At 67.3% G+C, this 13,346-nt stretch carries 11 protein-coding genes; 6 read left to right on the forward strand and 5 right to left on the reverse strand.

Annotation, left to right across the window (positions count from 1 at the left end):
• Nucleotides 1–191 precede the first annotated feature (191 nt).
• The 6 genes from V6M56_RS20595 to V6M56_RS20620 all read left to right on the forward strand — a co-directional run bounded on the left by V6M56_RS20595 (nt 192) and on the right by V6M56_RS20620 (nt 7,120).
• Nucleotides 192–1,040 carry a VOC family protein gene (locus tag V6M56_RS20595; RefSeq protein ID WP_332686502.1) on the forward strand — a complete coding sequence of 283 codons (849 nt, stop codon included), beginning with the start codon at nt 192–194 and terminating at the stop codon, nt 1,038–1,040.
• A gap of 79 nt (nt 1,041–1,119) precedes the next feature.
• Complete coding sequence (locus V6M56_RS20600; protein WP_332686504.1) at nt 1,120–2,727, forward strand: ABC transporter substrate-binding protein; 1,608 nt, start codon at nt 1,120–1,122, stop codon at nt 2,725–2,727.
• 261 nt (nt 2,728–2,988) lie between these two features.
• Entirely contained in the window at nt 2,989–3,966 is a 978-nt protein-coding gene (locus V6M56_RS20605; protein WP_332686506.1) for an ABC transporter permease, read from the forward strand.
• 3 nt (nt 3,967–3,969) lie between these two features.
• Nucleotides 3,970–4,800, forward strand: a complete 831-nt coding sequence (locus V6M56_RS20610) for an ABC transporter permease (protein ID WP_332686508.1) — start codon at nt 3,970–3,972, stop codon at nt 4,798–4,800.
• Entirely contained in the window at nt 4,797–6,425 is a 1,629-nt protein-coding gene (locus V6M56_RS20615; RefSeq protein WP_332686510.1) for an ABC transporter ATP-binding protein, read from the forward strand. Before V6M56_RS20610 ends, V6M56_RS20615 begins: the two co-directional genes overlap by 4 nt.
• 137 nt (nt 6,426–6,562) lie before the next feature.
• Nucleotides 6,563–7,120 carry a L,D-transpeptidase gene (locus V6M56_RS20620; RefSeq protein ID WP_332686512.1) on the forward strand — a complete coding sequence of 186 codons (558 nt, stop codon included), beginning with the start codon at nt 6,563–6,565 and terminating at the stop codon, nt 7,118–7,120.
• Between the two features lie 81 nt (nt 7,121–7,201).
• On the opposite strand, the gene V6M56_RS20625 is transcribed toward V6M56_RS20620, so the two are convergent.
• The 5 genes from V6M56_RS20625 to V6M56_RS20645 all read right to left on the reverse strand — a co-directional run bounded on the left by V6M56_RS20625 (nt 7,202) and on the right by V6M56_RS20645 (nt 13,291).
• The gene (locus tag V6M56_RS20625) at nt 7,202–8,347 is read right to left on the reverse strand and encodes an iron-containing alcohol dehydrogenase (protein ID WP_332686514.1); all 1,146 of its coding nucleotides are present in this window, start codon (nt 8,345–8,347) and stop codon (nt 7,202–7,204) included.
• Entirely contained in the window at nt 8,347–9,729 is a 1,383-nt protein-coding gene (locus V6M56_RS20630; protein WP_332686556.1) for an aldehyde dehydrogenase family protein, read from the reverse strand. The genes V6M56_RS20625 and V6M56_RS20630 overlap by 1 nt, the downstream gene beginning before the upstream one ends.
• Before the next feature lie 97 nt (nt 9,730–9,826).
• Entirely contained in the window at nt 9,827–11,197 is a 1,371-nt protein-coding gene (locus V6M56_RS20635; RefSeq protein ID WP_332686516.1) for a glutamine synthetase family protein, read from the reverse strand.
• Between the two features lie 89 nt (nt 11,198–11,286).
• Nucleotides 11,287–11,631, reverse strand: a complete 345-nt coding sequence (locus V6M56_RS20640) for a RidA family protein (RefSeq protein WP_332686518.1) — start codon at nt 11,629–11,631, stop codon at nt 11,287–11,289.
• 64 nt (nt 11,632–11,695) lie between these two features.
• Nucleotides 11,696–13,291 (reverse strand): GMC family oxidoreductase, encoded by a 1,596-nt coding sequence (locus tag V6M56_RS20645; RefSeq protein WP_332686520.1) that lies wholly within the window; start codon nt 13,289–13,291, stop codon nt 11,696–11,698.
• Between the last annotated feature and the right edge of the window lie 55 nt (nt 13,292–13,346).

Consider the following 13,346-nt stretch of genomic DNA (forward strand, 5'->3'; position numbering starts at 1 on the left):
TCCATGCATCAAGGATAGAACGAACATGTTCTTCTGAATCATGGTCGCACCCATTCTTTTCTTGGAACTTTCATCCCCTCATGGCTATGTGGGGAGCAGCGGGGCGCCATCGATGCCGGGAGCGGGGTGGTTGCCTCGCGCCGTCCTTTCGGATGCATTCAGCCCCGATAGGTTTGTATGGAGGGGGCGTTATGCCGCTCAAGCATGTTCTCGGCCTCGATCATGTCGTGGTCACCGTTCGCGATCTCGATGCCGCCGCCGGCCGATGGCAGCGCCTCGGCTTCACGGTTTCGCCGCGCGGCACGCATTCGCCGATCCTCGGCAGCGGCAATTACACGATCATGTTCGGCGAGGATTATGTCGAGCTGCTCGGCATCCTGGCCGAGACCGAGCACAACAAGCCGACCCGCGACTTTCTCAAGGAGCGCGAGGGCCTCGAACGCGCGGCCTTCACCACGGACGATGCCGCCGCCGGCGCCGCCGAACTGAAGAGCCGCGGCCTCGAGGCGCTCGGCCCGGTCCATTTCGGCCGCCCGGTCGAGCTGCCGGGTGGCGGCACCGGCGAGGCGAAGTTCAACGTCTTCCGCTGGCCCCTCGATGAAAACCCCGGCGATCTGCGCATTTTCGCCTGCCAGCATCTGACCCGCGACACGGTCTGGATTCCCGAGCTCCAGAGCCACGCCAATGGCGCGCAGCGCATCGTCCGCCTCGAGGTCCTGGCCGCCGATCCCAAGGCGGCGGCCGAGCATCTGAGCCGGCTGATCGACGAGCCGGCGACGCAGCAGGAGGACGCCTGGCGCGTGCCCTCCGGCGGCAAGCGGGCCGATTTCCTGTTCTATGATGCGGCCGGCTTCGCGCGGCGCTATCCTGAGGCGCTGCGCGCCGGTGCGGCGCAAGGCGGTGCCACGGCCATCGTGCTGGCCACCTCCGATCTGGAGCGCGCCGGGGCGGCACTCGGGCCTGCCGCGATCCGCCATGGCGATGCCGTCAGCGTGCCGGCGGAGGCTGCCAACGGCGTCATCCTGAGCTTCGTTCGCTGACGATCCGACCAACCAGGACTTTCACGCCGGCCTCCCGATGGAGCCGGTGCATGACACGAAAAGACATCCGGAGATTGCCATGGATATGACCCGTCGCGCCGCGCTTCTGACCAGCGCCGCCATCGCGTCCAGCGTCGCCTTCCCGATGCGCTCGCTCTTCGCGCAGGAGACGCCGCGCAAGGGCGGTGCCTTCACCGTCCATTACGGCGCCGAGCAGCGCCAGCTCAACCCGAGCCTGCAGGCCTCGACCGGCGTCTACATCATCGGCGGCAAGATCCAGGAGCAGCTCGTCGACCTCGATGCCGCCGGCCAGCCCGTTGGGGTGCTCGCCACGAGCTGGGAAGCGGCGCCGGACGGCAAGACCATCACCTTCAAGCTGCGTGAAGGCGTGAAATGGCATGACGGCAAGCCCTTCACCTCAGCGGACGTGCAGTTCACCGCGATGGAGATGTGGAAGAAGATCCTGAACTACGGCACCACGCTGCAGCTCTTCCTCACCGCCGTCGACACGCCCGACCCGCTGACGGCGGTGTTCCGCTATGAGCGCCCGATGCCGCTCGGCCTGCTGCTGCGGGCTCTGCCGGACCTCGGCTACGTCTCGCCGCGCCATCTCTACGAGGGCAAGGGCGACATCCGCCAGAACCCGGTCAATCTGGCGCCGATCGGCACCGGCCCGTTCAAGTTCGTCTCCTATGAGCGCGGCCAGCACGTCATCGCCGACCGCAACCCCGAATACTGGCGCCCGAACGCGCCCTATCTCGACCGGATCGTCTGGCGCGTCGTCACCGACCGCGCCGCGGCCGCGGCCCAGATGGAGGCCGGGCAGATCCATTACAGCCCGTTCTCGGGTCTGACGATCTCGGACTCGGCGCGCCTCGGCAAGGATCCGCGCTTCATCGTCTCGACCAAGGGCAATGAGGGCAACGCCCGCACCAACACGATCGAGTTCAACTTCCGCCGTCCGGAGCTCGCCGATATCCGGGTGCGCCGCGCCATCGCGCATGCGCTCGACATCCCGTTCTTCATCGACAACTTCCTCGGCGACTTCGCCAAGCCCGGCACCGGCCCGATCCCCTCGGTCTCGACGGATTTCTACCCGGCCGATAACGGCCCGCAATACGCGTTCGACAAGAAGCTCGCCGCCAAGCTCCTGGACGAGGCCGGCTTCAAGGCCGGCGCCGGCGGCACCCGCTTCTCGCTGCGCCTCCTGCCCGCCCCCTGGGGCGAGGACATCTCGCTCTTCGCCACCTTCATCCAGCAGTCGCTGGCCGAAATCGGCATCAAGGTCGAGGTGGTGCGGACCGATGGCGGCGGCTTCCTGAAGCAGGTCTATGACGACCATGCCTTCGATCTCGCCACGGGCTGGCACCAGTACCGCAACGACCCGGCCGTCTCGACGACGGTGTGGTACCGCTCGGGCCAGCCCAAGGGCGCGCCCTGGACCAACCAGTGGGGCTGGACCGACCCGACGATCGACAAGATCATCGACGACGCGGCGACCGAGGTCGATACCGCCAAGCGCAAGGCGCTCTATGGCGATTTCGTCCGCCGCGCCAACAGCGAGCTGCCGATCTGGACGCCGATCGAGCAGATCTTCCTGACGGCGATCAGCGCCAAGGCGCGCAACCACTCCAACACGCCGCGCTGGGGTTCGAGCTCCTGGCACGATCTCTGGCTGGCGGAGTGACGCTCCGGCTCTGACAGGCAGGGCCCTCATCCCTAGAGCCCGTTCCGATCAGCTTGCACCGCAAGCTGATCGGAAAAACGGTCTCTCACTTATGTTTAGAGGCGGATTCACCGATCAGATCGGTTCGATCTGATCGGATCCGGCTCTAGGCGCGGCACAATTCCGCCTCCCGCAGGATGGGGGCTCGCTTTTTGGGAGCGGCCGTTCCATCAATCTCGACGAATGTCGCAGCTTGGTTCTTTCAACCGCACGGCGTGAGCGATGCGTGTATTGACACTTGCGGGGCGGCGGCTCGCCGCCTCGATCCCCACCCTCCTGCTGATCCTGATCGGCGTCTTCGTCCTGCTGCAGTTCGCGCCGGGCGACACCGTCGATGCGCTGATGGCGCAGATGGGCGGCGGCGACGCGGAGACCGCCCGCCAGTTGCGCGAGCATTACGGGCTCAACGTCTCGGCCTGGGCCCAGCTCGGCAATTATCTCTGGCGCCTGGTCCGGCTCGATCTCGGTTTTTCGGCGATCTACGGCAAGCCGGTCGCGACCGTGATCGCCGAGCGCCTGCCGGCAACGATCCTGCTGATGACCGCCTCGCTCTCGCTGGCCTTCTTCTTCGGCCTGATCTTCGGCGTCGCCGCGGCGCGCGGGGTCAACCGCTGGCCCGACACGCTGATCTCGACGCTCGGCCTCGTCTTCTACGCGATGCCGACCTTCTGGTTCGGGCTGATGGCGATCGTCGTTTTCTCGATCTATCTGCAATGGCTGCCGGCTGGCGGCTTCGAGGACATCACGGTCGGGCTGACCGGCTGGCGCCGCACGCTCGACATCGCGAGCCACCTCGTCCTGCCGACGGTGACGCTCGGCCTGTTCTACATGGCGATCTATCTGCGCATCATGCGCGGCTCGATGCTCGAGGTGCTGACGCTCGACTTCGTGCGCACCGCCCGCGCCAAGGGCATGGACGAGACGCGCGTCGTCGTCCGCCATGTGCTGCGCAACGCGCTGCTGCCGATGGTGACGCTGATCGGCCTGCAGGCCGGCACGATGCTCGGCGGCTCGGTCGTCGTCGAGAGCGTGTTCTCGCTGCCCGGCCTCGGCCGTCTCGCCTATGAATCGGTGATCCAGCGCGATCTCAACACGCTGCTCGGCATCGTCTTCGTCTCGGCGCTGGTCGTCATCGCCGTCAACTTCATCGTCGACCTGCTCTATGCCAGGCTCGACCCGCGCATCACGACGGGGGGCTGAGCGGTGGCCTTCCTGAAGCTCTATTTCCGCAGTCCGCCGGCGGTGATCGGCCTCGTCCTGCTCATCCTCGTCCTGGCGATGGCGGCGACGGCCGACTGGCTCTACCCGCGCGATCCGCTGGCGCTGGCCGGGCGGCCGCTGATCTGGCCGTTCAGCAATCCGCGCTTCCTGCTCGGAACCGACAATTCCGGCCGCGACATCGCCGCCCAGATCTTCCACGGTGCCCGGATCTCGCTGCTGATCGGCCTGGTCGCGACCGCGATCTCGGTGCTGATCGGCATCACCATCGGCGCCTTCGCCGGCTATTACGGCGACTGGGTCGACACCGCGCTGATGCGCGTCACCGAGGCCTTCCAGACGCTGCCGAACTTCATCCTGCTGCTGGTGCTGGTCGCGGTCTTCGGCTCGACCATCACCACGGTGACGATCGCGATCGGCATCGTCTCCTGGCCGGCTTCGGCGCGCCTCACGCGGGCCGAGTTCCTGTCGCTGCGCAACCGCGAATTCGTGCAGGCGGGGCGGACGCTCGGACTCCGGGACTTCAAGCTGATCTTCGGCGAGATCCTGCCCAACGCCCTGCCCCCGGTGATCGTCTATGCCAGCGTGGTGATGGCCATCGCGATCCTGCTCGAAAGCGCCCTCGCCTTCCTCAAGCTCTCCGACCCGAACGTCGCCTCCTGGGGCAATCTGATCGGCGCCGGCCGCGACGTGCTGCGGGTGCAGTGGTATGTCTCGGCCATCCCCGGCGTCGCGATCCTCGTCACCGTGCTCGCCGTCTCGCTTGTCGGACAAGGGCTCAACGACGCCCTCAACCCGAGGCTGAAGGGAAGATGAGCGCGATCCTTTCCCTCGCCGCGGTCAGCGTGCGGCTGCCGCGCAATGCCGACCGGCCGCATGCGATGAGCGAGGTCTCGCTCGAACTTTCCGCCAACGAGATCCTCTGCGTCGTCGGCGAGTCCGGCTCGGGCAAGTCGATGACGGCGAATGCCGTGATGCGGCTCCTGCCCCCCGGCGTCGCCATCGACGGCGGCAGCATCCTGTTCGAGGGCCGCGATCTTGCGACCCTGAGCGAAGCGGAGATGCGCAAGGTCCGCGGTGCCGGCATCGCCATGATCTTCCAGGAGCCGATGACGGCGCTGAACCCGCTGCGCACCATCGGCGACCAGATCGGCGAGATGTTCGAGCTCCACACCGATCTCGGCAGGGCGCAGGTCAGGGCGAAGGTCCAGGCCCTGCTCGAAGAGGTCCGCATCCCCGATCCCGTGGCGGCCGCGAAGGCCTACCCGCACGAACTCTCGGGCGGGCAGCGCCAGCGCGCCATGATCGCGATGGCGCTCGCGCTCGACCCGAAGGTGCTGATCGCGGACGAGCCGACGACGGCCCTCGACGTCACCACCCAGGCCCAGATCCTCGAGCTCATCCGCGACCTGCAGAAGCGCAAGGGCACGGCCGTCCTGTTCATCACCCATGATTTCGGCGTCGTCGCCGAGATCGCCGACCGCGTCGCGGTGATGAGCCAGGGCCGCGTCGTCGAGCAGGGAACGGCAAAGGCCGTGCTCGGCAACCCGCAGCACGCCTATACCAGGCAGCTCATCGCCGCCGTGCCGCCGCTGAAGGCTCCGCCGCCGCGCGAACTCGCCTCCGAGCCGATCCTGACCATCGAGCATGTCTCGAAGACCTACCGCACCGGCGGCTTCCTCGGCCGCGGCCAGCGCGTCACCCATGCCGTCCGGGACGTCTCGCTCGTGCTGCCGCGGGGCGCGACGCTCGGCATCGTCGGCGAATCCGGCTCGGGCAAGTCGACGCTGGCGCGCTGCCTCGTCCGGCTCATCGATCCGGAAAGCGGCGCCATCCGGATCGAGGGCACCGATCTTGCCAGCCTCACGCGCGCTGAGGTGCGGGCGCAGACACGCCATATCCAGATGGTGTTCCAGGACCCGTTCGCCTCGCTCAATCCGCGCCGCAAGGCCGGCGAGGCGGTGGCGCAGGGGCTGATCGTCCACGGCATGGCGCGCCCCGAGGCGCTCGCCCGCGCCTGCGAGCTGTTCGGGTTGGTCGGGCTCGACCCCGCCGCGACCAATCGCTACCCGCATGAATTCTCCGGCGGCCAGCGCCAGCGGATCGGGCTTGCGCGCGCCCTGGCGCTGCAGCCGCGTGTCCTGATCGCAGACGAGCCGGTCTCGGCGCTGGATGTCTCCGTGCAGGCGCAGGTATTGGCGCTGCTGGCGGACCTGCGCAGCCGGCTTGGCCTGTCGATCGTCTTCATCACCCATGACCTGCGCGTCGCGGCGCAGGTCTGCGATATCGTCGCGGTGATGAAGGACGGCGAAGTCGTCGAGACCGGCCCGATCGGCACGGTGTTCGGCCAGCCGCAGCACCCCTACACCAAGGCGCTGCTCGCCTCGATTCCCGGTCGCGATCTGGACAGCACCGCTTTGACGAAGGAAGCGGTTGCGTAAGGCGCCGCCGGTTTCAAGGAAGCCTGCCCTGGGACCTGTGACGGGTCCAAGCGCGCTTCGCGCCGCGGCCAACCCCTCTCTTGACCTCGCTTTCCGTTTCCGCGCTAGTTTGGCTGGGGGGCGTCGTAGGGCCAGTCATGCTACGCGCCATTGTTCTCGTCGTTACCGTTCTCGTTCTCTCGGCACCTGCGCGTGCCTATGATAATCCGATCAGCCGCGGGCTCGCGGACTTCCTCAATATCTTCAGTGAACAGCCGGTTCCGCGCCAGGTCGTGCCCTGGAAGGGAAAGCATGCCGCCGGCACGATCGTGATTTCGACGAGCCAGCGGCGGCTGTATTACGTCTTCGGAAATGGGCAGGCGCTTCGCTACGGCGTCGGCGTCGGCCGGCAGGGCTTCAGCTGGTCGGGAACCAAACGCGTCACGATGAAGCGCCAATGGCCGGATTGGCGGCCCCCTGCGCAAATGCTGAAACGCCGCCCCGATCTGCCGCGCCATATGCCCGGTGGGATGGAAAATCCCCTCGGGGCGCGGGCGATCTATCTCGGATCGAGCCTGTACCGCATTCATGGCTCCAACGAGCCCGATACGATCGGCGCTGCGGTATCGTCGGGCTGCATACGGATGACCAATCGCGACGTCATCGACCTCTACGACCGGGTCAGGACCGGCACCAAAGTCGTCGTGCTTCGGTGAAGAGCCACGCGCTCGAACGCGAACCGCTGCGCAAGGTCGACAACCGCGGCGGCGGCAGCTGCCCCATTGGAGCGAGGCGTCTCAAATCGCCTCGCTGAGCAGTTTCCTGGCCGCCTCGACGGTGAGCTCGACGGGGTTGCCGGCGGTCGACGGATCGGCGACCGCCGCCTCGGCGAGTTCGTCGAGACGGTCGGTGCCGACGCCGAGCGCCGCGAGCCTGTCGGGAATGCCGAGGCCGGCGCGCAGCTCCAGCACGAAATCGTAGAAGCCGTCGAAGCCGCCGGCGATGCCGAGATAGGCCGCGGCGGCATCGATCCGCTCCTCGATCGCCGGGCGGTTGAAGCGCAGCACCGGCGGCATCACCACCGCATTCGTGGTGCCGTGATGGGTGTGATAGACCGCCCCGATGGGGTGGGAAAGCGAATGGATCGCACCCAGCCCCTTCTGGAAGGCCACCGCGCCCATCGCCGCGGCCGCCATCATCTGCGTCCGTGCCTCGATATCCGTGCCGTCCGCAAAGGCGCGCGGCAGATAGGTCTTCACCAGGCGCATGCCTTCGAGCGCGATGCCCTGGCTCATCGGGTGATAGAAGGGCGAGGAATAGGCTTCCAGGCAATGCGCGAAGGCGTCCATGCCGGTGCCGGCGGTGATCGCCTTCGGCATGCCGACGGTAAGCTCCGGGTCGCAGATCGTCACGCCCGGCAGGAATTTCGGATGGAAGATGATCTTCTTGGTTCGGGTCTGCGAATTGGTGATCACCGAGGCGCGGCCGACCTCGGAGCCGGTTCCCGCCGTGGTCGGCACCGCAACGATCGGCGCGATGCCCGCGACCGAGGCCTGCGTCCACCAGTCGCCGACATCCTCGAAATCCCAGACGGGCCGGCTCTGGCCGACCATGAAGGCGACGCATTTGCCGAGATCGAGGCCCGAGCCACCGCCGAAGGCGACGACGCCGTCATGGCCGCCGTCCTTGAAGGCCCTGACGCCGGCTTCCAGGTTGCGCTCGTTCGGGTTGGGGTCGACCTCGGCAAAGAGCGCCCGGCCGAGGCCGCCGGCCTCCAGGAAGTCGAGCGCCTTCGCGGTGATCGGCAGGCTCGCCAGGCCGCGATCGGTGACCAGCAGGGGCCGCCTCATGCCGAGTGCCTTGCAGTGCTCGGCCAGTTCCCTGATCCGTCCGGCGCCCAGCTTGACGGCGGTCGGATAACTCCAGTTCGCGGTGATCGGCATCAGCCTGCCTTCCTGAGGTGGTAGGATTTCGGGCGGGTGAGGTTGTGGAAGCCGATGACGGAGAGCGAGCCGCCGCGGCCGGTCTCCTTGACGCCGGTCCAGCACAGTGCCGGGTCGAGATAGTCGGCCCGGTTCATGAAAACGGTACCGGTTTCGAGCTCCCGCCCGAGGCGGGCCGCGCGCTCGGCATCGCGGGTCCAGAGCGAGGCGGTGAGGCCGTAGCGGGAATCGTTCATCAGCGCGAGCGCCTCGGCATCGCCCTGGACCTTCATGATGCCGACTGCCGGGCCGAAGGTCTCCTCGGTCATGATCTTCATGGAATGGTCGACCTCGACGAGAATCTGCGGGGCGAGATAGGCGCCGCCATCGTCCTGCGGGAAAAGCGCGCCGTCGACCAGCGTCCGCGCGCCCTTGGCCACGGCTTCGGCGATCTGCTCGCGCACGATGCGGGCGAAGCGCTTGTGCGCCATCGGGCCCAGCGTGGTCTGCGGGTCGAGCGGATTGCCGAGGCGGTGGTTCGAGACCCAGGCCAGCGACTTCTCGACGAAGGCGTCGTAGAGGCTCTCATGGACGTAGATGCGCTCGATGCCGCAGCAGCATTGCCCCGAATTGAAGGTCGCCCCGTCCATCAACGTGTCGACCGCTGCGTCGAGATCGGCATCCTCCATGACGTAGCCCGGGTCCTTGCCGCCGAGCTCGAGGCCGATGCCGGTGAAGGTTCCGGCAGCGGCGCGCTCGATCGCCCGCCCGCCCGCGACCGAACCGGTGAAGTTCACGAAGTCGAACTGCCCTTCGCCGATCAGGCGCGAGGCCGTGTCGTGATCGAGAAAGGCGTTAATGAACACGTCTTCGGGCACGCCGGCCTCGTTGAAGGCCCGCACCAGCCGCTCGCCGGCCAGCAGGGTCTGGCTCGCATGTTTGAGGACCACCGCGTTGCCGGCGATCAAGGCGGGAGCAACCGCGTTGATCGCGGTCATATAGGGATAGTTCCACGGTGCGATGACGAGGACGACGCCTTGCGGCTCGCGGGCGATGTAGCGCTCGAAGCCGGCGCTGCGCTCGACGACGAGCGGCGCCAGCGCCTCGCCGGCGATCGCGGCCATGTAGTTGGAGCGCTCGTTGAAGCCTTTGAATTCGCCGCCGTATTTCACCGGCCGGCCCATCTGCCAGGCGAGCTCCGTGACGACGTCGCCGGCCATTGCGTTGAGCCGCGCCACCCCCGCGAGCACGAGGGCGACGCGTTCCTCGAGCGGGCGGCGCGCCCAGCTCTTCTGGGCCCTGCGGGCGCGCAGGACCGCAGCCTCCGCGTCCCCCGGGCTCAGCGCCGGGCGCTCGGCATAGACCGAGCCATCGACCGGCGACACGCATTGGATCATGGTCATCATCGACGTCCAGTTGGTTGGTCGGAAGGCGGCGTCGGGCACGGCGAACGCGGCAGCCGGCCTCGGCGGTCGGGAAATGGCCAAACCGAGGGGCGGCTCATGCGCGCTCGAAGCCGCGCTTCACCTCCCAGTCGGTGATCCGGCGATCATACTCCTCCTGCTCCCATTCGGCGGCGCGGACATAGTGGTCGATCACCGTGTCGCCGAACGCTTCGCGCAGCATCCCTGAGCCCTTCAGCGTGGCCGTGGCGTCGCGCAGCGTCTTCGGGATCTCGCGGATGTCCCGCCCGCCATAGGCGTCGCCGACGAAGGGCTCCTCCAGCTCCAGCTTGCGCTCGATTCCGGAGATGCCGGCGGCGAGCAGGGCTGCCATGGCGAGGTAGGGGTTCAGGTCCGATCCGCCGACCCGGCATTCGATGCGGATCGCCTTGGTGCCCTCGCCGCAGAGCCGGTATCCGGCCGTGCGGTTGTCGCAGCTCCAGATCGCCTTGGTCGGCGCGAAGGTGCCGGCGACGAAGCGCTTGTAGGAGTTGATGTAGGGCGCGAGGAAATAGGTGATCTCGGAGGCGTGGTCGAGCAGCCCGGCCACATAGCTGCGCATCAGGCTGGACATGCCGTGCTTCGCCTCCGGGTCGAGGAAGCGCGGCGTCCTGCCGTCGCTGCTCCAGAGCGACTGGTGGATATGGGCGGACGAGCCGGCGGCGGCGTTGCTCCACTTGGCGAGGAAGGTGATGGCCTTGCCGTGCGACCAGGCGATCTCCTTGCAGGCGTTCTTGATGATCGCGTGCCGGTCCGCCATGGTCAGCGCGTCGGCATAGCGGACATTGATCTCCTCCTGGCCGGCGGACGCCTCGCCCTTGGAGTTCTCGACCGGAATGCCGGCTCCCTGCAGGCCGTTGCGGATCGCCCGCATCACCGCCTCTTCCTTGGTCGTCTGGAAGATGTGGTAGTCCTCGTTGTAGCCGCTGGCGGTCTTGAGGTCGCGATAGCCGCTTTCGCGGGCATCATAATAGCTCTGGTCGAACAGGAAGAATTCCAGCTCCGAGGCCATGAAGGCCTTCAGGCCCATGGCTTCCAGCCGCTTTACCTGCTTCTTCAGGATGGCACGCGGCGAGTGCGGAACGTCCTCATGCCCGTGATGGTCGAGGACGTCGCAGAGGACGAGCGCCGTCCCCTCCAGCCAGGGAATCCTGCACAGGGTCGAGAGGTCCGGCTTCAACGTGTAGTCGCCATAGCCGGCAGCCCAGCTGGTCGCCGCATAGCCGGGCACGGTCTCCATCTCCATGTCGGTCGCCAGCAGGTAGTTGCAGCTATGGGTCTCCTTGTGACCGCTTTCGAGGAAGAATTCCGCATGAAAGCGCTTGCCCATCAGGCGGCCTTGCATGTCGACGAGGCAGACGAGAACGGTATCGATGCGGCCTGCCGCAGTGTCCGTCCTCAGATCGTCGAGCGTGTATGGCTGCGTCATGCTGTTGATCCGCTTTCGAAGCTCGATCTAACGAACGGGGAAACCCATCTTGCGGGAGTGTCGGCTCGGTGTGAAGGAGCCTGGCAAGGTTAAACCAGGGCCTGAACCTGGATCTCGACAAGAATATTCTCGGCGGCCAGCCGCGATTCGACCGTGGCGCGGGCCGGGGGCTGGGCCGGGTCGACCCAGGCTTCCCAGGCAGCGTTCATCTGGTTGAAGGTCGAGATGTCCTTGAGCCAGATATTGGCGACGACGATGCGGGTCTTATCCGTCCCGGCGGCAGCGAGATAGCCGTCGATCTGGCGCAGGATGTCGCTCGTCTGCTCGGCTACGCCGCCGCTGCGGTCGCCGGCCGTCAGGCCGGAGAGGAAGGCGAAGCCGTTGGCGACGACCACCTTGCTGAGCCGTCCGGTCACTTCATGGCGCGTGATCATGGTCTTTCCTCCGGTCGATGGCGCCGGATCAACAAGTTGAGCCGGCCAGGCAGGTAATCCAGTTTCATTCGGACAGCATCAGTTCGGAAGCCCGCTGGCCGACCATCATGGCCGGGGCGTTGATGTTGCCCGACGGGATGGTTGGGAAGATCGAGGCATCCGCGACGCGCAGCCCCTCGATCCCATGCACGCGCAGCCGGGCATCGACGACGGAATCGCGCGGATCGCGCCCCATCCGGCAGGTCCCGCAGGGGTGGAAGACCGAATAGGCGTTCCGGCGAATGGCGACGAGATGCGCCGCTTCGTCCGCGGCTTCCGGTCCCGGCCTGATCTCGGCTTCGATGAGAGCGGACAGCGTCGGGGTCGCCGCCAGACGATGCAGGAAACGCGCGCCGGCGAGAAGCGCGCGCGCATCCTCCGGTTCGGCGAGGTAGTTCGGTGCGATTTCGGGCGCGGCATGGGGGTCGGGCGAGCGGATCGCGACATGGCCGCGGCTCAGCGGCCGGCAGGGCGAGACGCTGAGGCTGAAGCCCGCAAAGGGATCAGGCTTCATCAGGGCGCGTATGCCGGGGACGCCGCGCTCATAGCTCAGCGGCGAGAAATAGAGCTGCATGTCGGGGCGTCGGAGCCCCGGCCGACTGCGGAAGAAGCCGCCGCCCTGGTTGACGCTGAGCGAGAGCGGGCCGCGCCGCCGCAGCAGATAATTCGCCGCCATGCCGATGCGTCCCGGCCAGGAGAGCAGCGCGTCGTTCAGGCTCGGACGTTTCGAGCGGTAGACATGGTCGTAGCAGAGATGGTCCTGCAGGTTGCCGCCGACCGCCGGCAGGTCGTGCAGCGGCGCAATCGCGTGCCGCGCCAGCAATCCGGCCGGACCGATGCCGGAGAGCTGCAGGAGTTGCGGCGTGTTGAAGGCGCCGCCTGCGAGGACGATCTCCCTTCGGGCGCGGTAACGCAGGGTCTCGCCGCCGCGCCGGGCTTCGATGCCGACGGCGCGCCGGCCCTCGAACAGGATGCGCGTCACGAGGGTGTCCGTCTCCAGCTTCACGCGACCCCGCCGTCGCGCCGGATGCAAAAAGGCGCGCGCCGCCGATTCGCGCCGGCCGCCGCGGGTGGTGATCTGGTAGATGCCGGCGCCCTCGCTGGTTTCCCCGTTCAGGTCCGGATTGAAGGCGAGACCGGCCTCGCCGGCGGCCTCGACAAAAAGCGTCGTCAGCGGATGGACCTGCGCCGCGATGTCCTCGACATGGAGCGGGCCGCCGGCACCGTGCCAGGCGGAGGCGCCCAGCGCGTGATCCTCCATGCGCCGGTAGGCGGCGAGCACTTCCGCCCAGCCCCAGCCGGGATTGCCGAGCCGCTCCCATTCGTCGAAATCCTCGGGCTGGCCGCGGGCGTACACCATCGCGTTGATCGAACTCGACCCGCCGACGACCTTGCCGCGCGGCTGGTAGATTTCCCGCCCGTCCAGCCCCGGCTGGGCCGTGGTCCGGTACATCCAGTTCAGGCGGCGATGGTAGAAGGTCTTGCCGTAGCCGATGGGCATGTGGATCCAGGGGCTGAGATCGCGCGGCCCGGCCTCGATCACCAGGATCGATCCCTGACCGGCTTCCGCAAGCCGTCCGGCCAGCACGCTGCCGGCGGAACCCGCTCCGACGATGATCACGTCCCATTCCGTCAAGATGCTCGTCCTGCCGATGATGTGCGAGGAGTCCTGGCCA

This window comes from Allobosea sp. (genome assembly GCF_036675845.1).
Taxonomy (GTDB): domain Bacteria; phylum Pseudomonadota; class Alphaproteobacteria; order Rhizobiales; family Beijerinckiaceae; genus Allobosea.